The sequence below is a fragment of the Bradyrhizobium sp. Bra64 genome (genome assembly GCF_024519875.1).
Taxonomy (GTDB): Bacteria; Pseudomonadota; Alphaproteobacteria; order Rhizobiales; family Xanthobacteraceae; genus Bradyrhizobium; species Bradyrhizobium japonicum_G.
In genome coordinates this window covers 258,752-280,596 of record NZ_JALJRD010000001.1, presented here as the reverse complement: position 1 = coordinate 280,596, position 21,845 = coordinate 258,752, and the positions used below count along the sequence as shown (strand labels likewise).

20 protein-coding genes are annotated in these 21,845 nt (G+C 63.6%); 12 read left to right on the top strand and 8 right to left on the bottom strand.

Annotated features, from left to right (window positions below):
- Positions 1-92: 92 nt before the first annotated feature.
- The 3 genes from NR187_RS01305 to NR187_RS01295 form a co-directional block, all read right to left on the bottom strand.
- A complete protein-coding gene (locus NR187_RS01305; RefSeq protein WP_256805546.1) occupies positions 93-1,709 on the bottom strand; it encodes a phosphoenolpyruvate carboxykinase in 1,617 nt (538 codons plus the stop codon).
- Between the two features lie 293 nt (positions 1,710-2,002).
- Complete coding sequence (locus NR187_RS01300) at positions 2,003-4,597, bottom strand: CHAT domain-containing tetratricopeptide repeat protein (protein ID WP_256805545.1); 2,595 nt, start codon at positions 4,595-4,597, stop codon at positions 2,003-2,005.
- A 74-nt stretch (positions 4,598-4,671) separates the two neighbouring features.
- Positions 4,672-5,406, bottom strand: a complete 735-nt coding sequence (locus tag NR187_RS01295; RefSeq protein WP_256805544.1) for a HugZ family protein — start codon at positions 5,404-5,406, stop codon at positions 4,672-4,674.
- Between the two features lie 239 nt (positions 5,407-5,645).
- On the opposite strand from NR187_RS01295, the gene NR187_RS01290 reads away from it, so the two are divergent.
- The 5 genes from NR187_RS01290 to NR187_RS01270 all read left to right on the top strand — a co-directional run bounded on the left by NR187_RS01290 (position 5,646) and on the right by NR187_RS01270 (position 9,633).
- On the top strand, positions 5,646-6,347 hold the full coding sequence (locus NR187_RS01290) for a response regulator transcription factor (protein WP_007597749.1): 702 nt from the start codon (positions 5,646-5,648) through the stop codon (positions 6,345-6,347).
- A gap of 116 nt (positions 6,348-6,463) precedes the next feature.
- Positions 6,464-8,263 (top strand): sensor histidine kinase, encoded by a 1,800-nt coding sequence (locus NR187_RS01285; protein ID WP_211386274.1) that lies wholly within the window; start codon positions 6,464-6,466, stop codon positions 8,261-8,263.
- Positions 8,260-8,784 carry an HPr kinase/phosphorylase gene (locus NR187_RS01280; protein ID WP_211386273.1) on the top strand — a complete coding sequence of 175 codons (525 nt, stop codon included), beginning with the start codon at positions 8,260-8,262 and terminating at the stop codon, positions 8,782-8,784. The genes NR187_RS01285 and NR187_RS01280 overlap by 4 nt, the downstream gene beginning before the upstream one ends.
- A gap of 133 nt (positions 8,785-8,917) precedes the next feature.
- Positions 8,918-9,319 carry a PTS sugar transporter subunit IIA gene (locus NR187_RS01275; protein WP_007597752.1) on the top strand — a complete coding sequence of 134 codons (402 nt, stop codon included), beginning with the start codon at positions 8,918-8,920 and terminating at the stop codon, positions 9,317-9,319.
- Positions 9,316-9,633 carry an HPr family phosphocarrier protein gene (locus NR187_RS01270; RefSeq protein WP_256805543.1) on the top strand — a complete coding sequence of 106 codons (318 nt, stop codon included), beginning with the start codon at positions 9,316-9,318 and terminating at the stop codon, positions 9,631-9,633. The genes NR187_RS01275 and NR187_RS01270 overlap by 4 nt, the downstream gene beginning before the upstream one ends.
- 17 nt (positions 9,634-9,650) lie before the next feature.
- Here the strand turns inward: NR187_RS01270 and NR187_RS01265 are convergent, their stop codons facing one another.
- On the bottom strand, positions 9,651-11,276 hold the full coding sequence (locus NR187_RS01265) for a glycosyltransferase family 39 protein (protein WP_256805542.1): 1,626 nt from the start codon (positions 11,274-11,276) through the stop codon (positions 9,651-9,653).
- A 114-nt stretch (positions 11,277-11,390) separates the two neighbouring features.
- Between NR187_RS01265 and lepA the strand changes: the two genes are divergently transcribed.
- The 3 genes from lepA (at position 11,391) to NR187_RS01250 (ending at position 15,059) form a co-directional block, all read left to right on the top strand.
- Complete coding sequence (lepA, locus tag NR187_RS01260; RefSeq protein WP_211386270.1) at positions 11,391-13,202, top strand: translation elongation factor 4; 1,812 nt, start codon at positions 11,391-11,393, stop codon at positions 13,200-13,202.
- Between the two features lie 178 nt (positions 13,203-13,380).
- Positions 13,381-13,686, top strand: coding sequence for an antibiotic biosynthesis monooxygenase (locus NR187_RS01255; RefSeq protein ID WP_256805541.1), 306 nt, complete (start codon positions 13,381-13,383; stop codon positions 13,684-13,686).
- Between the two features lie 143 nt (positions 13,687-13,829).
- Positions 13,830-15,059, top strand: coding sequence for an MFS transporter (locus NR187_RS01250; protein ID WP_256805540.1), 1,230 nt, complete (start codon positions 13,830-13,832; stop codon positions 15,057-15,059).
- Between the two features lie 80 nt (positions 15,060-15,139).
- Here NR187_RS01250 and NR187_RS01245 read toward each other — a convergent pair whose 3' ends face one another.
- A complete protein-coding gene (locus NR187_RS01245) occupies positions 15,140-16,375 on the bottom strand; it encodes a sensor histidine kinase (RefSeq protein WP_211386267.1) in 1,236 nt (411 codons plus the stop codon).
- Between the two features lie 227 nt (positions 16,376-16,602).
- Between NR187_RS01245 and NR187_RS01240 the strand changes: the two genes are divergently transcribed.
- Positions 16,603-16,797 (top strand): hypothetical protein, encoded by a 195-nt coding sequence (locus NR187_RS01240; protein ID WP_211386266.1) that lies wholly within the window; start codon positions 16,603-16,605, stop codon positions 16,795-16,797.
- Positions 16,798-17,015: 218 nt separating this feature from the next.
- Positions 17,016-17,789, top strand: a complete 774-nt coding sequence (locus NR187_RS01235) for a Crp/Fnr family transcriptional regulator (protein WP_211386298.1) — start codon at positions 17,016-17,018, stop codon at positions 17,787-17,789.
- 222 nt (positions 17,790-18,011) lie between these two features.
- Here NR187_RS01235 and NR187_RS01230 read toward each other — a convergent pair whose 3' ends face one another.
- Both NR187_RS01230 and NR187_RS01225 read right to left on the bottom strand, forming a co-directional pair.
- The gene (locus NR187_RS01230) at positions 18,012-19,265 is read right to left on the bottom strand and encodes a serine hydrolase (RefSeq protein ID WP_249129467.1); all 1,254 of its coding nucleotides are present in this window, start codon (positions 19,263-19,265) and stop codon (positions 18,012-18,014) included.
- A gap of 222 nt (positions 19,266-19,487) precedes the next feature.
- Positions 19,488-20,177 carry an aspartate/glutamate racemase family protein gene (locus NR187_RS01225; RefSeq protein ID WP_211386264.1) on the bottom strand — a complete coding sequence of 230 codons (690 nt, stop codon included), beginning with the start codon at positions 20,175-20,177 and terminating at the stop codon, positions 19,488-19,490.
- A gap of 202 nt (positions 20,178-20,379) precedes the next feature.
- Between NR187_RS01225 and NR187_RS01220 the strand changes: the two genes are divergently transcribed.
- Positions 20,380-20,649, top strand: a complete 270-nt coding sequence (locus NR187_RS01220) for a hypothetical protein (RefSeq protein WP_211386263.1) — start codon at positions 20,380-20,382, stop codon at positions 20,647-20,649.
- A gap of 47 nt (positions 20,650-20,696) precedes the next feature.
- Here NR187_RS01220 and NR187_RS01215 read toward each other — a convergent pair whose 3' ends face one another.
- Positions 20,697-21,089, bottom strand: a complete 393-nt coding sequence (locus tag NR187_RS01215) for a VOC family protein (protein WP_211386262.1) — start codon at positions 21,087-21,089, stop codon at positions 20,697-20,699.
- 229 nt (positions 21,090-21,318) lie between these two features.
- Here NR187_RS01215 and NR187_RS01210 point away from each other — a divergent pair, with 229 nt between their 5' ends.
- A complete protein-coding gene (locus NR187_RS01210) occupies positions 21,319-21,771 on the top strand; it encodes a GNAT family N-acetyltransferase (RefSeq protein ID WP_256805539.1) in 453 nt (150 codons plus the stop codon).
- Positions 21,772-21,845 lie beyond the last annotated feature (74 nt).

Genomic DNA, 21,845 nt, shown 5'->3' with positions numbered 1-21,845 from the left:
TCGCTGCGCTCGCAATGACGGCGGAAAGATATCGCAAGAAACAAAAAAGGGCAGCCTTTCGGCCGCCCTTTCGCATTTCAAGCAGCGCGACCTTACTCAGCGGCGAGCTTCACGTCCGGCGCGGCGGCGCGGACCTCGGCGTCGACCTGGGCTTCGAACTTGGCAAAGTTCTTCTGGAACATGCCGACCAGCGCGCGGGCGGTCTTGTCGAACTCGTCCTTGTCCTTCCAGGTGTTGACCGGGTTGAGGATCTCGGAGGGAACGCCCGGCAGGGCGGTCGGAACCGCGAAGCCGAAATATTTGTCGGTGCGGAATTCGACGTTGCGCAAGGAGCCATCGAGCGCGGCGGTGAGCAGAGCGCGCGTCACCTTGATCGGCATGCGCGAGCCGGTGCCATACTTGCCGCCGGTCCAACCGGTGTTGACCAACCAGCAGTCGACATTGTGCTGGGCGATCAGGTCGCGCAGCATGTTGCCGTAGACGGATGGATCGAGGGGGAGGAACGGCGAGCCGAAGCAGGTGGAAAATTCCGGCTGCGGCTCGTTGCCGAGGCCGCGCTCGGTGCCCGCGACCTTGGCGGTGTAACCGGAGAGGAAGTGGTACATCGCCTGCGCAGGCGACAGTTTGGCGATCGGCGGCAGCACGCCGAAGGCGTCCGCGGCGAGCATCACCACGTTCTTCGGCTGCGGCGCGCGGCCGGTGCGCGAAGCGTTCGGGATGAAGTCGAGCGGGTAGGCCGAGCGGGTGTTCTCGGTCTTGGAGCCGTCGTCGAAGTCCACCACGCGGGTGTCCTCGTCGAGCACGCAGTTCTCGAGCACCGCGCCGAAGCGGGTCGATGCCGCATAGATCTCGGGCTCGGCTTCCTGCGACAGCTTGATGCACTTGGCATAGCAGCCGCCTTCGAAGTTGAAGACGCCGTTCGGGCCCCAGCCGTGCTCGTCGTCACCGATCAGCGTGCGGTTCGGATCGGCCGACAGCGTGGTCTTGCCGGTGCCTGAAAGCCCGAAGAAGATCGCGGCATCGCCCTTGGCGCCGACATTGGCCGAGCAGTGCATCGGCATCACGCCGCGCTCGGGCAGATAGTAGTTCAGCGTGGTGAAGACCGACTTCTTCATCTCGCCGGCATAATAGGAGCCGCCGATCAACACGATCTTGCGGGCGAAGTCGATCGCAACGACGTTCTCCGACTTGCAGCCATGTCGCTTCGGATCGGCGCGGAAGCTCGGCATGTCGATGATGGTGAGCTCGGGCATGAAGGTCGACAACTCGATCGCCTCGGGGCGGATCAAAAGCGTGCGGATGAACAGCGAATGCCAGGCGAGTTCGGTGAAGACGCGGGTCTTGATCCGGTAGGCCGGATCGGCGCCGCCATACAGGTCCTGCGCGAACAGCGACTTGCCTTCGGCGTGCTTGAGGAAGTCCTGGTACAGCGTCTCGAACTGCTCAGCGGTGATCGATTGGTTGCCGGCCCACCACATCTTCTTGTCGGTGGTGGCGTCGCGGACCGTGAACTTGTCCTTCGGGCTACGGCCGGTGAATTCACCGGTGTCCGCGCAGAGCGCGCCGTCGGCCGAGAGCACCGCCTCGCCCGCGGAGAGCGAATATTGGTAAAGCTGCGGTGCGCCGAGGTTCCAGTGAACCTGTTTGAGATTCTTTAAGCCGAATTTGTCGGCACCGAAGGCACCGTTGCGCACGCCCGTCTCTTGCACGAAAAATCCTCCTAGAACCCGCGACACTCAGCGCGATCATGCTTTGGCGCCGCCGCGGTCACCGTGAATAGTAGGCCGCCCGGCCTCGGTTGGACGACCTAATACTGATGAACGCTTGCGTTGCCAAGCTGATCCCGCAGGATTTGGTTTATTCAAGGACCGCGCCAAACGTCGCGCATGACAGCTCTGAGCAGGCGCATCAAAAAATTGCGAATGGTCGCGCAACCAAACGCTTGTTTCGGCGTTTCCGAGGGTTATTGCGACGCACAATCGGAGACTAATGCCGGGCCGTTCTATCGTACCTCGCCCTCGCCGATGAGCGCGAACGGCCCCCACATCGCGGGATAGGCGTTGCGCGGCGACGATGCGTCATCAACATACGTCAACATCGCGCGGCGCAAGGCTTCGGCACGGCCGATTTTTGGTTCGTTTTTGAGCAGCTCGAAAGTCGACGTGGTCAAGCGGGTGGCAGCTTCCGAATCCACTGCCCAATGCGAGACCAGGAGTGCGCGGGCGCCGGCATAGAAGAATGAGCGCGCCAGTCCCGACAGGGCCTCGGCGCCGGGCTTGTCGCCTGCGATGGTGTTGCAGGCCGACAGCACAACCCAATCCGCATTGAGCTTGAGCTGGGCGACTTCGCTCGCGGTCAGCAGACCGTCGTCGAGCTCCGTGGGTTGATCGGGAATGGAGAGCGCGAGCGAGGGCTCGCCCAATCCCTTGACATCGCCGGCAACGAGGCCGTGGGTGGCGAAGTAGATGATGCTGTATTGAGCAAGCGCTGCACGCTTGAGTGTCGTTTCGCTGGCGTCGCGGCCGAGATGGATGTCGGCCTCGGCCGCGCCGACGTCCCTCGCCACCGCGTTCAGCTCGTCGGCGGTGTCAGGCAGTTGCGGCAGCGCCTGGGCCAGCCGCGCGCGGTCGACGCCGGCACCGCGCCAGAAATCGGTATAGGCAATCGTCGCGACGCTGCGCGCAGCGACCTTGCCGCTCGCCGCACGACGGTCGGCGGGCGCTTCGAGCGCAGGGTTGAAGACCGGATCGCCAAAGCCGGTCATCGGCTTTATACTCTGGTCCTTGCGCGCAAACGCGCGCAGCGATTTCAGGCTGGCCACCGACGGCAGCACCGAGACGGCCTGACGCCGCAACAGCCAGGCGGCGCCGCGATAGCCTTCGAGCGTGTCCGGGATCGCAGCCTGCGGCGTCTCCGTGACCAGCAGATGAAACGGCAATGCGGTCAGCGCAGCCGAGGGCACCACCAGCAGGCTGCGCTTGTCCTTGATCAACGCCTCGACCGGACCGAGCAGCGCGACATAGAGCTCGTGGGCGAGCCCGAGATCGAACAATCCGGATTTGCCGGACGCATCACGCGCCTTGCCGACGTCGAGTCCCTTGCGGAATGAAGTCACCTTCTGCGTCAGAGCATCCGCGCCGAGTGGAATCGCCTTCCAGTCGACGCCCTCGCGCGTGATCGCCATGACATAGCTCTGCTTGTCCACGACGGCGTAGAGCACCATCGCCTCGTCGGCCGACAGCAGAGGCTGAACCTCCTTTACCGTGAGCGGCAGGGGATTGGACAGCGAGGCGTAATCGGGAAACTCAACCGCGAGCCTCTTCTGCAAGCCCGCGCGCTCGTTCGCGATCGCCGCAATGCGCGCGCGGTTGCGCTGCTCCGATGCGACGTCGCGTTGGGCCGATTGCTTCGAAACCGCGGTCATGATCGCCTTGTCGAGCGCCTCGGACTCGGCCGCGAGATCCTGGTCCCGGCGCACCAGCTCCGCGAGAAGGTCACTGCCGGCAGCGAGGCGCACCGCAAGCTTGTTGACGGCGGAAGCGGCGGAGGATTGCGTGCCGCGCTGGATCGCGGCGAGGGCCTCGTCAAGCGCCGTGTCGCCGGCCAGGAGCGATTGCTGCCGCGCTGCGAACAGGACCGGCAACACGACGCGCAACTGCGCGCGATCCCCCCGAAGCGTCTTTTCCGCTAGCGGCAGCGCGTCCGCGTTCCGCCCGGAGACGTGGAGAAAATAGGCCAGATTGCTGGTCGAGGTCGCGACGTCGGGATGATCGGGACCGAGTGCACGCTCGCGGATGACGAGCGCGCGGCGATAAAGCGGCTCGGCATCGGCGTAGCGCTGCTGATGCTCGTAAAGGCCGGCGAGATTGTTCAGCGAGCGCGCGACGTCGGGATGATCCGGTCCCAGCACCTTCTCGCGGATTGCGAGCGAGCGCCTGATCGGCGCCTCGGCGTCCGCATCGCGGTTGAGGTCGCGATAGACCTGGCCGACGTTGTTCAGGACGGTTGCCACCGCCGGATGCTCGGGGCCAGCGGCCTTTTGGTAGATCGCGAGCGCCCGCTGAAACAGCGGCTCGGCGTCCGCATAGTGCTGCTGTTTCACATAGAGCGTGGCGAGATTGTTGAGGGACTGGCCGACATCGGGATGTTCGCGCGACAGCCCCTTCTCGCGAACGGCGAGCGCGCGCTTGAACAGCGGCTCGGCTTCGGCATAACGACTCTGCCGCTGATCGAGCGCGGCGAGATTCGTCAGCAGGGGCGCGATCTCGACGCTATCGAGACCTGTCCCCTTCTCCATCAGCGCAATGGCGCGCTTGTAGAGCGGTTCGGCTTGGTCGTCGCGTCCCTGATCTGCGTGGATCTGCCCGAGATTGTTGAGCGCGGCCGCGAGATCGCGGATGTTGCTGGTCTTCTCCACGCTCGCGACCATGGCCTGCGCCAGCGGTAGCGCCTCCGAATATTTGCCGGCACTTCTCAGCGCGTTGATCCGCGCGCTCTGCGTGGACAGATCGCCCTTCTGGGCATAGCCTGGCGTGGCCAGCGATGCAGCGATCGCGAGCGCCAAACCCGCAATCAGCGTCAAACGACGGCGTGTCATGAACCCCCTCGCTGCCGACCTCGAACCATTACGGATTTGGGTCGCGGCGATGGGCGGGAGCGTTCAAATTATCGCTAGCCTGTCTTGGCGCGCGCCTCGCCGGCGAGGCGGACCAGCATTTTGCGCAGCGCCGTGCCATCAGTCACCCGCTCCGGGAAGTCCAGCCGCAATGCGGTCTGGCCGTCCTGCATGTCGAGGCCTTCGGGGTCACACCCGGTGCAGCGCCAGTCGCCTTCGGCCGCGCCGAGCAGTTTTGTGGCATAGAGGCCCATGGCGTCGCGGTGATCGGCATTCATGTGCGCGACCGCCCCCTCCTCTGCCGCCAGCAGGTCCTCGGCGCCGGTGAGGTCCGTGAGGAACTGCTCCGGCTTGAGATCGACGATGCGGCCGAAGCCGGCGACCAGATGGGTTCCCGTCGGCCGGATCCGGAAGGATGAGAAATCTTTAAAGGAAACAAAGGCTTCTGCCGACGGATGGGCACTGAGATACCGTCGCTGGAGCAGATCCTTGTCGGCATCGGCCTGCTCGGCGTGGCCGGACAGCATGATCCGGGCACCTTCAAGGGGATCGCCCGCCGCCCGTTCGTCCAGCATCAGGGAGACCCGGCTGTCGGCGAGGATGTTCCTGGTGTGCACGGCCAATCCCGAGATCAGCAGGATGGGCGAGCCGTCCGGATGGCTCGCCAGATTGACCAGGGAACAATAGGGATCACCACTGGCCACCATCAACGTTGCGAGAGCGCCCTGCCGCGACCGCCTGAGCAGCGATCTGGCGAGCTTTCCGGGGTCGAAATCGGGGGTTGGTTGCATCGGCTTTCTCGGGTCAGGTGGTTGCAAGGAGGGCCTTTTTTCGAGTAAACCGGGGCCCGGTTATGGGTCGAGATGCGGCGAATCTGCCGCCTTTCGTGGAACTTCGTCACACTTCAGCCCAGCTTGCATTGCTCGGTGACAAGGTTCGAAGGCCAATTCGGCACCCATGTATGCGGCGCATCAGTGGATTGCTCGCCGTTCAAGCCACGACCCAAACGGAAAGCAGAAAGCAGAGGCTCATGCCCACAATCGCTTTGGTCGACGACGACCGCAACATTCTCACATCCGTCTCGATCGCGCTGGAGGCCGAAGGCTATCGCATCATGACCTACACCGACGGCGCCTCCGCGCTTGACGGTTTCCGCACCACCCAACCCGATCTCGCCATCCTCGACATCAAGATGCCGCGCATGGACGGCATGGAGACGCTGCGCCGTCTGCGGCAGAAATCCGACCTGCCGGTGATCTTCCTGACCTCCAAGGACGAAGAGATCGACGAGCTGTTCGGCCTCAAGATGGGCGCCGACGACTTCATCCGCAAACCGTTCTCGCAGCGCCTGCTGGTCGAACGCGTCAAGGCGGTGCTGCGCCGCTCGGCGCCGAAGGACCCGACCGTCACGCCGAAGGAGAACGACGCCAAGGCGCTCGACCGCGGCCTGCTGCGCATGGATCCGGAACGGCATACCTGCACCTGGAAGAACGAGCCGGTGACGCTGACCGTCACCGAATTCCTGATCCTGCAGGCGCTCGCGACCCGGCCCGGCGTGGTGAAGAGCCGCAACGCGCTGATGGACGCCGCCTATGACGACCAGGTCTATGTCGACGACCGCACCATCGACAGCCACATCAAGCGGCTGCGCAAGAAGTTCAAGGTGGTCGACAACGAGTTCGAGATGATCGAGACGCTCTACGGCGTCGGCTACCGCTTCAAGGAAGCCTGAGGCGCGACGCGCCTTCACGAACGTCGAGAGCGTCTCCGGTTCTCGTTCCATCGGGACCGGGATAGCTCTAGGATGCGGGGACCTTCGCACGAGCTGTCCTAACGCGGGCATGAGCATTGCTTGACCGAACGCAGCCTGACGAGAACCAGAACGCCGGGGATGTCGCATCCGACGGCGTTTCGGAGCACGTCGCCGAAGACAAGCCGCAAGGCTGGCGCCCACTGAACTGGCTGAAGCGCGCCGGGCAATTCTTCTTCGCGCTGTCTTTCTCGAGCCTGACCCGCCGTATCGTCTCGCTCAACCTCGCCGGCCTCGTCGCGCTGGTCGCGAGCATCCTTTATCTGTCGCAGTTCCGCGCCGGCCTGATCGACGCGCGCGCGCAGAGCCTCTTGGTGCAGGCCGAGATCATCGCCGGCGCGATCGCGGCCTCCGCGACGGTGCAGACCAACGCCATCACGATCGATCCCGACCGGCTGCTCGACCTCAAGCCGGGCGAGACCTATGGCGGGTCGGACGACTATTCGCCGCTGGATTTTCCTATCAATCCGGAGCGCGTCGCGCCGGTCCTGCGCACGCTGATCTCGCCGACCAAGACGCGCGCCCGCATCTACGATCCGAACGGCAGCCTGCTGCTCGACAGCCGCAACCTCGAGAACGTGTTGCGGTTCCCGCTTCCACCCCTGTCCGCCGAGAAGCCCGGCGTGGTCGAGCGCGGCATGGTCGCGGTGCGCACCTGGCTGAACCGCGGCGACCTGCCGCTCTACCGCGAGCTCGGGCCCGAAAACGGCAATGGCTATGCTGAAGTGAGCGATGCGCTGCAGGGCCAGAAACGCTCGATGGTCCGCGTCAATGCGCGCGGCGAGGTGATCGTCTCGGTCGCGGTCCCCGTGCTGCGCTCGCGCGCCATCCACGGCGCGCTGATGCTGTCGACGCAGGGCGACGACATCGACCAGATGGTCACCGCCGAGCGCCTCGCCATCCTCAAAGTGGGCGGCGTCGCCGCCGCGGTCATGATCATGCTGTCGCTGTTGCTGGCCAGCACGATCGCGGGCCCCGTGCGCCGGCTGGCCGACAGCGCCGAGAGCGTCCGCCGCCGCATCAAGGCCCGCATAGAGATTCCCGACTTCACGCGCCGCCGCGACGAGATCGGGCATCTTTCCGGCGCGCTGCGCGACATGACCAGCGCGCTCTACAGCCGCATCGAGGCGATCGAGATGTTCGCCGCCGATGTGGCGCACGAATTGAAGAACCCGCTGACCTCGCTGCGCTCCGCGGTCGAGACGTTGCCGCTGGCGCGCAACGAGACCAGCCGCGCGCGCCTGCTCGAGGTGATCGAGCACGATGTCAAGCGGCTCGACCGGCTGATCTCGGACATCTCCGACGCCAGCCGTCTCGATGCCGAGTTGCAGCGTCAGGATGCGATCGCGGTCGACCTGCGCCGCCTGCTGACGACGCTCGTCTCCGTCGCCAATGAAACCAAGCTCGGCCATGACGTCGCGGTCGAGACGCGCTTCGAGGGCCGCAGCCCGACCGACGCCTTCGCCGTGACCGGCCACGATTCGCGGCTTGGGCAGGTGGTCTCGAACTTGCTCTCCAACGCACAGTCGTTCTCCGAGCCCGGCAGCAAGGTCCGCCTCACCTGCCGCCGCGTCCGCTCGGAGATCGAGATCGTCGTCGACGACGACGGACCCGGCATCCGCGACGACGCGCTGGAGCGCATCTTCGAGCGCTTCTACACCGACCGTCCACATCAGGGCTTTGGCCAGAATTCGGGCCTCGGGCTGTCGATCTCCAAGCAGATCGTCGACGCCCATGGCGGACGCATCTGGGCCGAGAACCGCGCCGGCCCGGCGGACGAGGACGGAGCGCCTACCGTCGTCGGCGCGCGCTTCGTGGTGAGGCTGCCGGCGCTATGAGCGACGGCGGCCCCAGCGTTCATGCCTCCGCGGTCAGGGTCGGGACTTTGGCGGTGCTGATCCGCGGGCCCTCCGGCTCCGGCAAGTCGCGCCTTGCCTTCGATTTGATCATGGCGGGACGCACCGGCGTGGTCGAAAGGGCCGTTCTGGTCGGTGATGACCGTGTCCATCTGGCGACAGTCGGCCGCGAAATTGAAGTCCGCCCCGCACCGATACTGGCCGGCCTGATCGAGATACGGGGACTGGGAATCCGCAGCTGCGACTTCGTGGAGCATGCGACCGTCGGCCTCGTGGTCGATCTGGACGCGGCGGACGCGGAGCGGCTGCCGCCGGCCGAATCCCTGAAAACAAGCATTTTAGGTGTCGAAATACCGCGAATCCCGGTCGGCCGCGACTATTCGCCCCTCCCACTGGTTGTTGCGGCCTTGACCACTACCAAGAGTTCATCTTCGGTTAACCCCTCAGGCGATTGTTTGAAGGGAAATGGTAACCATATGAACCCCACTATCGCGACCGAATAGACCGGCGCAGCTCCCCTCATCCATCCGTCTAGATTCAGGGAGATACGCAACATCCCCTCTTGCGCAGGGGCTCTGGATGGTCAAAGTGGCGCGTTCGTGCGGTGCACCAAAAGCGCCCGCGAGGAGTTTTCCGATGATAGGTCTAGTACTTGTGACCCACGGGCGCCTTGCCGACGAATTCAAGGCAGCGCTTGAGCATGTCATGGGCCCACAAAAGCAAATCGAAGCGATCACGATCGGCGCCGAAGATGATTCCGATCTGTGCCGAAGCGACATCATCGAGGCGGTCAACCGCGTCGATTCCGGCGACGGCGTCGCGATCCTCACCGACATGTTCGGCGGCACGCCATCCAACCTGGCAATATCCTGCATGAGCCGGCCGAAGGTCGAAGTCCTCGCGGGCATCAACCTTCCCATGCTCGTGAAGCTTGCCAAGGTGCGCGAGGAGCGTCCGCTGCCCGACGCGATCGCAATGGCGCAGGAAGCGGGCCGTAAATACGTCACCATCGCCAGCCGCGTGCTCGCCGGCAAATGAGCGAGGAGGCGCCGCAAGCCGGGACGGGCGTGCCCGCGGGCGCGATCTCCAAAGAGCTCCTCATCATCAACAAGCGCGGCCTTCATGCCCGCGCCTCGGCGAAGTTCGTTCAGATGGTCGAGCGCTTCAATGCGCAGATCTGGGTGACGCGCGGCGGCGAGACCGTCGGCGGCACCTCGATCATGGGCCTGATGATGCTCGCGGCCGGTCCCGGCACGACGATCACGGTCGCGGCTGCGGGCGATGATGCTGACGCTGCGCTCGCGGCGATCACCGAGCTCGTTGAAAGCAAGTTCAACGAGGAAGGGATTTAGCGCTCCGCAGCGCTCGATCACTTCCCCGGCGCAGCGATGTAGATGTTCCAGCTCATCGACGGGCCGGGCCTGCCGTGGGTGAAGCGGCGCGTCGTCATCACGATGCGCTCGGCGTTCGGTGCGACCTCGGCCACCCATTTCTCGAACGCAGGCAAACGGCCGTCGGTCGGATCGAACACGCCGATGAAGCCGTATCGCTTGACGTCCTCGCGCGAGGTCAGTCCGGAATCCCAGGCTTCGATCGGCACCAGCGCGGCCGGATGATCCGGGCTGTAGAACACCATCGGCTGGATCGATTCCATGGTGCCGGCGACGACCGCCCAGCGCGAGGCAAAACGCGCGTGCCAGACCTGCGTCAGTTCGCGCGCCAGCTCCGAGCGCGCGCCATAGGTCGCCGTGTTGCCGGCATTGGCCGCCATCTCGCGCGCGGCGATCCAGGGCGAGGCCATGAGCGTCGCGACGCTGAGCACGAGCCAGATCGCCGCGATGTTGAACAGGGCCGCACTCTGCACCCGCAACGCGGGGATCGCGACCAGCACCAAAGGCACTAGGAAGAACAGCGAGATGCCCCAATCCGTCTTCATGTAGATGCTGAAGATCAGCGCACCGAGCGGCGGTCCGACCGCGACGATGATCTGGATCATCCAGACGTTCAGCGCCTGCGAAACATTGACGCCCGGATTGGGACCACGCGCCCAGGCGCGCGTGACGAGGCGCAAGGGGGCGCGCGTGAGCAGCGGCAGCCAATGCGGCACCAGCGCCATTGCGAGCGCGGCCAGCGCCACCGGCAGCGCCAGCAGCGCAACATTATGCAGGACATAGCCGGCCACGAGTTCATGCACCTGGCCGCTGTCCTCGAGGCTGTAGGTATCGCCCGCATAGGTCAGCGGCATGAAATGCGCCTGCGCCAGCCAGACGACGTGCGGGATCATCGCAACGATCATCGTCGCGATTGCCGCCCACGGCGCCGGCGACAGCAGGAATCTCATCCGCTCCGGATGGATCAGCGCGGCGAGGCCGATGGCGCCGATCATGGTCAGTACCCAATATTTGGTCATCAGCGCCAGCGCGCCGGCAAGGCCAAGCAGGATTCCGGACTGCCAGCTCCGCTTCTCGAACGCGTTGAGATAAGCGAGCACGACGAGCGGCAGCGTGACCAGCTGGAGCAGGTCGGGGTTGTATTTGAAACCCTTGAAATTGAAGATCGGGTAGAGCGCGATCATCACCACGACCAGGAACGCGCGCCGTGCGTCCACCACGCGCAAGGCAACCAGCCAGCAGATCACCATGCCGACGCCGACGGTCGCCATCGCCAGCGCATAGGTCGCCCAGTCCGTCGCCGGGAATGCCATGAACCAGACCCCGGCCACCCAGCCCGACAGCGGCGGATGCTTGCCATAGCCGAGCAGGAATTTCTGGCCCCAGCCCCAGGCTTCTGCGACGTCCATGTGAACGTCCTGCGCCGCCTTCAGATTGATCAGGATGAAGGTCCAGAGCACCGCATGCAGGATGGCGAACTGGATCACCAGCCACAGGCGGGCCTCCGGGCGGGTCGCGCAGGCGACCAGCCAGGCCCGGAAGCGGCCAAAGCTCACCCGGGTTTTCGCGCGCGCCCTGGCGGACGGGATTGAGGTCGTGGACATCAGGCGTTGCGTAGCGCGTTTTGGACCCGCGTGGAATCAGCTTGGCGTGAAGAAAGCCCCTGAAAATACAGCAATATGGTTGCCGCACGGGGATGTGAGTGGTATCCCGCGCCCATGACGACCGTCCCCATTTCCAACATCCGCAATTTCTCCATCGTCGCCCATATCGACCATGGCAAATCGACGCTGGCCGACCGCCTGATCCAGATGACCGGCGGGCTCACCGACCGCGAAATGGCCGGCAAGGAGCAGGTGCTCGATTCCATGGACATCGAGCGCGAGCGCGGCATCACCATCAAGGCGCAGACGGTGCGGCTCGCCTACCACGCCAAGGACGGCAAGGACTACATCTTCAACCTGATGGACACGCCCGGCCATGTCGACTTCGCCTACGAAGTCTCGCGGTCGCTGGCGGCCTGCGAGGGTTCCCTGCTCGTGGTCGACGCCAGCCAGGGCGTCGAAGCGCAGACGCTCGCCAACGTCTACCACGCGCTCGACGCGGGTCATGAGATCGTTCCGGTCCTGAACAAGGTCGACCTTCCTGCGGCCGAACCCGAGAAGGTGAAGCAGCAGATCGAGGACGTCATCGGCATCGACGCGTCAGACGCCGTGATGATCTCGGCCAAGACCGGCCTCGGCGTTCCCGACGTGCTCGAGGCCATCGTCACCCGCCTGCCGCCGCCGAAGGGCGATCGCGACGCGACGCTGAAGGCGCTGCTGGTCGACAGCTGGTACGACGTCTATCTCGGCGTCGTCGTGCTGATCCGCGTCGTCGACGGCGTCATGAAGAAGGGCAGCCGGGTCCGCATGATGGGCACGGGCGCGGCCTATGACATCGAGCGCGTGGGTTTCTTCACGCCGAAGATGACCCAGGTCGACGAGCTCGGTCCCGGCGAGATCGGCTTCATTACCGCCGCAATCAAGGAAGTCGCCGACACCCGCGTCGGCGACACCATCACCGACGACAGGAAGCCTGTCACCGAGATGCTGCCGGGCTTCAAGCCGGCCATCCCCGTGGTGTTCTGCGGCCTGTTCCCTGCCGACGCCGATGACTTCGAGACCTTGCGCGCGGCGATGGGCAAGCTGCGCCTGAACGATGCCAGCTTCTCCTACGAGATGGAGACGTCGGCCGCACTCGGCTTCGGCTTCCGCTGCGGCTTCCTCGGGCTGCTGCATCTGGAGATCATCCAGGAACGTCTGTCGCGCGAGTTCGATCTCAACCTGATCGCGACCGCGCCCAGCGTGATCTACAAGATGAGCCTGACAGACGGTCAGGAAATTTCGATTCACAACCCCGTCGACATGCCCGACGTGGTCAAGATCGCGGAGATCCAGGAGCCCTGGATCGAGGCGACGATCCTCACCCCCGACGAATATCTCGGCAGCGTACTGAAGCTGTGCCAGGACCGCCGCGGCGTGCAGAAGGAGCTGACCTATGTCGGCTCCCGCGCCATGGTGAAATACGATCTGCCGCTCAACGAAGTGGTGTTCGACTTCTACGACCGCCTGAAATCGGTCTCCAAGGGCTACGCCTCGTTCGACTATCATCTGACCGACTACAAGCCGGCGGATCTCGTCAAGATGCAGATCCTGGTCAACAACGAGCCGGTCGACGCGCTCTCGATGCTGGTGCATCGGACCCGCGCCGAAGGCCGCGGCCGCGCCATGGTCGAGAAGATGAAGGACCTGATCCCGCCGCACATGTTCCAGATCCCGATCCAGGCGGCGATCGGCGGCAAGGTGATCGCACGCGAAACCGTCCGCGCGCTGCGCAAGGACGTCACCGCAAAGTGCTACGGCGGCGACATCACACGTAAGCGCAAACTTCTGGAGAAGCAGAAGGAAGGCAAGAAGAAAATGCGGCAGTTCGGCAAGGTCGACATCCCGCAGGAAGCCTTCATTGCCGCGCTGAAGGTGGATAGCTGAGGCATCACCGCGAGCCTCGCTCCGGCCGCGCAGGCCTCGGCTCGAACAAGAAATGCGAAAACAACCCCATGCACAGTAGCGAGGGGCTTGTCCGCATTACGTTTTTCGATTTTACGAAATCGCACTTGAAGCGTCGGGCAAAACACTGGCATAGTGGCATCATGGCAGCGGTCGGCAGGTGGCGATGAAAACCACCCCAGTCACGCTCGTGCTCATCCCCCGAATCCCCGCAGAGGGTGTCGCGGACTTTCGCGCCTACGAGGATGCGGTTCTGCCGCTCTTGCCCGAGTTCAACGGATATCTGGAGCGGCGGCTTCGAAATCTCGACGACACCATCGAGATGCATATCGTCAGCTTCGCATCCGATGCGGACTTTCAAAGCTATCGGAATGATCCTCGGCGTGCGGCGCACGCCGGGCTGCTGGAAAAATCATCCGCGAAGCTGGAGCTGCTTCCGATGGCGGACGCTCCCAAGAGCGACTGAGATCTTGCAGTGCCGCAGCATGCCGCACGGGTTCTAAATGCCGCGACGCGCAACCCCGCCGCCGGCAGCCTTGCCCTCTGCCGGCAGATGGGTCACCATCCCCGCGCGCACCATCAACAATACAAAAAGCGCTGAGGAAACGCATGAGCAAGCCATCAGGCTTCGACTATGGCTGGGTCGTTGTCGCCGCGGGCGCGCTGATGACCTGTGTCGGCTTCGGCACCATGCTGTCGCTTGCGGTCTTCCTGCAGCCGATCTCGGAATCGATGGGCTGGTCGCGCGCCGGCGTGTCCGCGGCGGCGACGCTGGATTTCCTCTGCATGGGCATTGCCGCGTTCTTCTGGGGCACGCTGTCGGACCGGTACGGCACCCGCATCGTGGTCCTTGCTGGAAGTATTTTGCTGGGCCTTGGTCTCGTGGCCGCGAGCCAGGCGGCAAGCTTGTGGCAGTTCCAGCTTTTCTTTGGCACGCTGATAGGGATTGCCGCCGGCAGCTTCTACGCGCCGATGATGGCGCTCGCGAGCGCGTGGATCGAGAAGAACCGCAGTCTCGCAGTGGCACTTGTCTCCGCCGGCATGGGCGTGTCGCCGGTGACGATCGCCCCAACCGCAAGCTGGCTGATCACGGCCTATGACTGGCGCACCGCGATGCTGGTGATCGGCGTCGCCGCATGGGCGCTGCTGATCCCGGCCTGCTTCCTGGTGCGTCCGGCGCCCGCCACGGCCGGCCCCGCAACTGCGGACACGGCACCGGACGTCGAGTTGACCGCGGCGCAGGCGCTGCGCACGCCGCAGTTCATCACGCTCGCGGCGGCGCATTTCGCCTGCTGCGCCGCGCATTCCGGCCCGATCTTCCACATGGTGTCCTATGCGATGGTGTGCGGCATCGCTCCGCTCACGGCGGTGACGGTCTACAGCGTCGCCGGCGTCGCCGGCGTCGCCGGCCTCGGCGGGCGCCTGCTGCTGGGCGCTGCTGCCGACCGCATCGGCGCAAAACCGGTACTGGTCGGCGGCCTGTTCGTGCAGGCGATGTGCATCGCGACCTATCTCGCCGTGGCCCAGCTCGGGGAATTCTACGCGCTCTCGGTCGTCTTCGGCCTCGCCTATGGCGGGGTGATGCCGCTCTATGCGGTGCTGGTCCGCGAATTCTTCGGTGCACGCATCATGGGCACCGTGTTCGGCGCTGTGTCAGCCTTTGCCAGCCTCGGCATGGCGTTCGGGCCATGGGCCGGTGGACTCGTGTTCGACAATTTCCAGCGCTACACATGGCTGCACGCCGGCTCCTTCGCGATCGGACTTGCCGCCGTCGCTGTGGCGCTGAGCTTCCCGACCAAACGCGGGCAATCGCTCGACCTGGGCCGCGCCGCGGTCTGACGGGGCAAAACACCGGCATGATGTCATCATCGCGGGGCGTGACCGGTCGGTCGTTGCCGTATCTATCGAACCAACTGCAATCAGGCCTCTCCGGGCTGGCTCGGCATGAGTTGCTTTGGGCCGGTCAGGATAGGCAGATCGAGCAGGAAACGAGTCCCCTTTCGATCTCTTGAAAGCGTGAGGTGGCCCTGAAGCTGCTTCACCATGCCCGTGACCACCTTGAAACCCAGGCTTGCCCGCGGCTGATCGATATCGAACGCTTCCGGAAGGCCAACACCATGGTCGGAGACTTCGACGTGTAAATATCCATTTATGTCCCGGGCCGAGACTTCGATGTCGCCGCCTCCTTCCGGATAAGCGTATTTGACCGCGTTGGTGACCAGTTCGTTGATTAAAAGCCCCAGGGGAATTGCGTGATCGGCCGCGAGCAGCATTGGATCGGCGTGGCAGTGCAGCGTGTGCCTTTCGATGTTGCCCCGCAGCTTCTTGCAGAGTTCGGTCATGAAGTCCGCAAGTTCGACATAGCCGATGTGCGAACTGCGCCAAAGATGATCGTGCACCTCGGCTATGGTGGAGACCCGCAAGCTGGCATCTTCGAGCGCATTTTTGACGTCCTTGGATGGCGCGCTGCGCGCCTGGACTCGGAGCAGGCCCACGACTGACGTGAGGCTGTTCTTGACACGGTGGCTCATCTCCCGGGTCAGCAAAGCCTGGTGCTTGAGCGCCTCTTGAAGTCTGGCGTCGGCCTGCTGACGTTCGATTGCGATGCCGAGCAGGCCGGCAAAGCCGGCAAGAAAATTGGCGTCGTCCTGATCGAACTGGCCGGGATCCGCACTATCGACTTCGAGCACGCCGAAGAAGGCGTTACCTTCTCCGCCCTTTTCTATCAGTACGTTGATGGCGCGCCTGATGCCGTGGTCCGCCAACAGCCGGGGCGTGCGGAAGCGGGCATCTGATTCCAGTTGGTTCGAAATGACGGTCATTCCGGTCTGGTAGGCGTAGCCCGCCGGCGATCCAACGTCGGCGGCGAGTGAGACGGCACCGATGGTGCCCGGCGCCCAGCCGACCCCCGCGCGCACCATCAGACGCTTTTCATCCGGTTCATATTCCAGAACCTTGGCGAACGGAGACTGCAATCCGATTGCGCACAGTTCGGTGGCGCGTTGCAGGATTTCCCGGAAGTCGCGGGTCTGCATGGCGGTGCGACCGAATTCGCCGAGCAGCGACTGTTGCCGCAGCCGATAGCCAAGTTCGTCCCGGCTGAGCCGGGAAGGAGTTTCAATCGGCTCCGGGACCGATATGAAAACCTCATGCATAACGGATGCTCCGAACACGGTCGCGCCCGGCAATGAAGCCAGAAGCCCGCAATGCGCTCCGGTGGAACTGTGGCCGCTTTTCTTCGGAGAAGCTGAGCAAAATTGCTCACCTGCCGGGTTCCAATCGGTCCTTGCCCGTACGGCTTGGGCTCTGTGGTCTGGACCACCGACAACGGCAACATCGGCGTGCGACCACTCACCTCCGGTTTCGGAGGTCGATGCACACCATGCCTGATTCGGAAAACGATAGTAAATTGGAGCTTGAGTGCCTGCGCCTGGCTTCGGACCTCATGCAACTCGCCAAGGAAACACTCGACCCGGATTTGAAGGAACTTTGCCTGCGGATGGCGAAGCATTGGTCTGGCGAGGTGGATGAGCCAGCCACGGACGATACCGGGGTCGATGACGCTTCAGATCAATGACGAGCATCATCACGGCCTGTCGTCCTTGTCGTTGAGGATGAACCGGATGGTCGACCCATCTCAATCGAGCGCGGTGATCCAACACCGGCAAGTGAGCGCTTTTGCTCAGACTCACCCGCAGAATGAGTACAAAAGTGATGATCCCGATCCTACCCGCTCCCATCGACATGCCCGTTGTCCGGATTGCGCAGGAAGCGGAACCGGAACGACATGCTGTCATGGCGAAGGTGCAGACGGACCGTGATCTGCGGAGCAATCGGCTGCTGGGCGCGTTGGAGCCCGCCAGCCGCAGGCGGTTAGATCCTCATCTGGAACCCGTCGATTTCAAGCTTGGCGACATGGTCTGCGACGCGGGAGGCCTGCTCAAGCACGCCTATTTTCCCCGAGGCTCCGTGCTGTCGTTGTTGACCGTGCTGGAAAATGGCGCGGCGATCGAGACCGCGAATATCGGCCGCGAAGGCGCGTTCGGTCTGTTCGCCGCCATGTATAGTCGTGTCTCCTTCAACCGTTGCATCGTTCAACTCGAGGGGCATACGGTCCGCTGTCCCATCCAGCTGTTGCAGCATGAATTCAAGAGCAGCGAGCACGTGCGCGATCTGTTCGTGAGCTATTCGGAAACGCTGCTGTCGCAGGTCCAGCAGACCGTCGCATGCAACGCGATGCATTCGACGGAAGAGCGGATGTGCCGCTGGCTCCTGATGATGCACGACAGGGCCGAGGGAGAAGCTCTTCCCTACACCCACGAATTTCTATCTCAGATCCTCGGTGCCAACCGGAAATCCGTGACGCTTGCCGCGCAGTCGATGCAGGCCGCGGGTCTTATCAGCTATCGGCGGGGAACGATTCAGGTGCTGGATCGTCCAGGCCTGGAGAAGGCGTCGTGCGAATGCTACGCGATCGTGCAAGAACGCTTCGACGCGTTTCTCACGCCGCCGTCGACCGCGGTCCCGGGCCACAACAGAAGCCGAAGCGACCAGTACGAAAAGGACTGAGTATGCCTGCCCTGTTCGGCACGATGCATTCCGCATGGTCCCCATCAACAGCTATGCCCCCATTCGAAGTGTTTGCGAGCCCCGCGAGAATTTACTTCTCTCGAACGGCGATCGAGACCGGTCCGTGCCGACATGGTCGTGTCGTGAATGTCCAGAAAAAGCAAACCCGTCACACTGAAGAGCGAGCAAATTTGCGGTCATGAGGTCCAAGGCATTGTCAGATCATTTCCCGAGCTGTTCCAGCACGGCGGACCACAACGCAAGCGGCTCCCTGAGGGCTCCCGGTTCGGACGGCTTCTGGCGAACGGCGGTGTGCACCATGACGAGCTTCGAGGCCGGATCGACCAGGATGACCTGACCGCGGATGCCGAGCAGGGCAAATCTGCGCTGCTCGCCAGGGAGGAGCCACACCTGATAGCCGTAGCCGAAATAGGGTGTTGCCACTCGCGGAGCGAGATGACTATCGCCTGGTCTGACGGTCGTGGCATCCAACAGCCATTGCCGGGGGATCAACTGACGACCTTCCCAGGCGCCGTCATGTGCGAGCAGCCGTGCGAGGCGGGCATAGTCGCGCAAGACTGCGTTGAAGCAGCAAAAGGCAATCTCCTGCCCGCTGCCGTCGATCGCCCATGAGGCATCCGCTTCGGTGCCGATAGCATCCCAGATCCGGTCGTGGAGATAGTCGGCAACCGGCGTGCCCGTCGCGGAGCGCAGGACCAGGCCCAGGATCTCGGTTTCCACACTGGCATAGTGCCATCGGGTCCCCGACGGTGCGGTTCTTGTATTGAATTGTGCGACGACGACGGCGGGATCTTTCGGCTCTTCAACGAACAAGGCTCGCCCAAGCCGGGCTATGTCGTCGTGCCCGTCATAGACCTCGGAAAATTCGACGCCCGACGACATGTTCAGCAGGGCCCGGATGGAGGTGTTTCCATATTCCGTTCCCGCAAGGCCGGAAACGTAGGTCGAGACCGGGTCGTCGATCGACTTGATCCGTCGCTCCGAGACCGCGATCCCGACCAGCATGGCCACCAGCGTCTTGGCCATGGACTGCGAGAGAAAGCGGTCGTGGTCGGTCCGCGCGTATTGATAGTGCTCGTACAGGATCGTGTCGTCCCTGGCGATCAGGAGTCCCGTCACCGGGTTGCGTTTGAGGTAATCCGCGATGCTCAACCGTTCCGTACCGAAACTGTAGGCGATCGCCGGCTCCGGCGCGCGCTTGAAGTGCCAGGACGTCGTCGCCCGACCGATCGGGCGCGAGGGAAAGATCTCGCCGAAATGGCTGTAGACCCCGACGAGCTTGTCGAGCTGGGTGGTGGTCCCCCGCGTGCCGACCGGATAGCCGGACGCCGCGCCGTAGAGCTCGGCATTGGGGCCGCTCTCCGAAAAGACCGGTCCTGCCTCGCTGGGCGAGCTTCGGACGTCCTGTGCGCAGGCCAGGGACGTCCAGAGTGCGGAGACAAGAAGGACAGGCAAGAAAAGTCCCCGGCAACCGCGGGGCTTGCTGAGAGCTCCCCAATTCATTGCACCTGCCTCCTCTCACGCTCTGGCGGGTGCTTTTATGAGAACAATCCCGCAAGGCGCTAATGAGAGGAATGCTATCATTACGGGTAGAGGGTGTCAGCATGTGGCCGATCGCCGACGTCGGCCGAATTCCGCGCTTCAGATGACGGACCTCTCGCGCCACCGAGACATCCATCATCCGATCGCGAAATCAGCCGCCGTCTCGGCGTGGATCGCAGTCGTGTCGAACGTCTCGACTGTCGTGTCGCCCTGCCCGACCAGCATCGTGATCTCGGTGCAGCCGAGGATGATGCACTCGGCGCCGGCGACGACGAGGGCAGCCATCACGTCCCGATAGCGGCCACGGGAGGAAGCGGAGACGATTCCGAGGCACAGCTCGTCGTAGATGATGCGATTCACGTCGGTCCGCGGCTCGGCGGGAGGAACCAGGACGTCGAGATCATGCGCGCGCAGCCGGTCGATGTAGAAGTCTTCCTCCATCGTGAACCTGGTCCCAAGGAGCCCGACCCGCCGATAGCCTTTCGACCGAATGCGCTCTGCCGTTGCGTCGCCGATGTGAATGAAGGGAACGGTGACGTTCGCCATGATGGCGGGTGCCAGTTTGTGCATCGTGTTCGTGCACAGCACGATCGCACGCGCGCCGGCGCCTTCAAGACGCCGCGCGATCTCCGACAGGCTGGCCGCCGCCTCGTCCCAGCGGCCGCCATATTGCATCTCCTTGATCTCCTGAAAGTCGTAGGAATACATCAACAACGGAGCCGAATGCAGCTTGCCCATGCGGTCGCGGACGCGCTCGTTGATGAGCTTGTAGTAGAGCGCGGTGCTCTCCCAGCTCATGCCCCCAATCAGGCCAATCGTCTGCATCGCGTCGCTCCACGGATAGCTCGACCGGATCGTAGACGAAGACATCGAGGCTTGCCATCACGATGCGGAACGAATGGCTTGAGAAGCATCGTTGCTGCGATTGAACCAACGGCAAACCCGGCTACACCAAACCAGGTCGCGCCAATGCAATGGCCGTCGTATCGCGCCGACAGATACGCGCTACGACGAAACGGATGCCTACATGCGGTTTTTCCTTTGCGAGGTCGTCGCCCGAATCGTCGCGATCTATCTGTGCGTCGACTGCGGCCGCATGCTGTGGGATGGCTACAACGAGAGGAAAATCAGGGCCTTCAGCCCTGACATCGTGGTCTGGCTGCTGGACTGGTCGAGGCAGGTTTTTCAGCGGGACACTGCGCCGGTCCGGTACTGGATGGAAATGGGCCATCAGGCCATCTGCCTGGTGGCGTGCCTCGCCGTTGCGATATTCGGATGGTGGCTGCCGAACGGCTGAGCATTCGGCGATGGCGCTCCGGACCTTGCCATGGACCTGCAAGCGAGCTATCGCGCCAGCTGCAAGAGATCCCAGCGATTTCCATAGAGATCGTCAAAGACCGCAACGGTTCCGTACGGCTCAACGCGCGGCTCCTCCCGAAACACCACGCCTCTTGAGCGGTAGGCTTCGTAGTCGCGCCAGAAATCGTCTGTGTGCAGGAAGAGGAACACCCGCCCGCCGGTTTGATCGCCGATGCGTTGCGTTTGCTCCACCGTGACCGCTTTCGCCAGGAGGATACGGGTCTCCAGGGAGCCCGATGGAGCAACCAGGACCCACCTTTTGCCGTTGCCGAGTTCTGTGTCCTCAACCAACTCAAAGCCCAGCCGCCCGATGAAATAGGCGATGGCTTCATCGTAGTCGCGGACCAGAAGAGAAAGGTATCCAATGTGCTGCGGCATGTCCGGGTCAGTCTACGCCGCCGGTTTTGGTCTGCAACGGGTTGCGGCGTGAGATTCCGCGTTTCGACACTGACGTCTCGCCCCCGCAATGACGACCGCACCACCTTGATCCTGTCCACCAAATAGATCACCATCGCTTCTCTTACCGCTCACGGCAGAATGAGCGAGGAAACGCAAACATGAATGCAGCTCTCGGGACCCGCGCGACTGCTGAGCAAGCGGATTGATCATGGACTACACGATCCGACCTGCGCTTGAAGACGACGCCGCCGATATCAGCGCCGTCATCTTGCGCGCGCTGCGGGAAACCAACGCGAAGGACTATACGAACGAGATCATCGCAAGGATCGCGCTTAGCTTCAGCCCGGATGCCGTGCGGCGGCTGATCGGACAACGCACCGTCTTCGTCGCCACCTTCCGCGGCCGCGTCGTTGCGACCGCAAGTCTCGACGGAAGCGTCGTCCGCACGGTCTTCGTCGCCCCCGAGGTTCAGGCCCGCGGCATCGGCAAGCTGCTGATGGCCGAGATCGAGCGTACCGCGCGCGAGCGGAACATCCCGTCGTTGACCGTTCCATCCTCGGTCACCGCCGAGACATTCTACGCCGGGCTTGGGTTCAGCTCCGTTCACGACAGCTATCATGGTGACGAACGCACGATCATCATGGAGCGATTGCTCCACTGAATAGTCAGTGGACGGGGTACGGGCCAGGCGCCACGATGTGAGCTTGATCCTTCCGGCCAGATAGACCACCATCG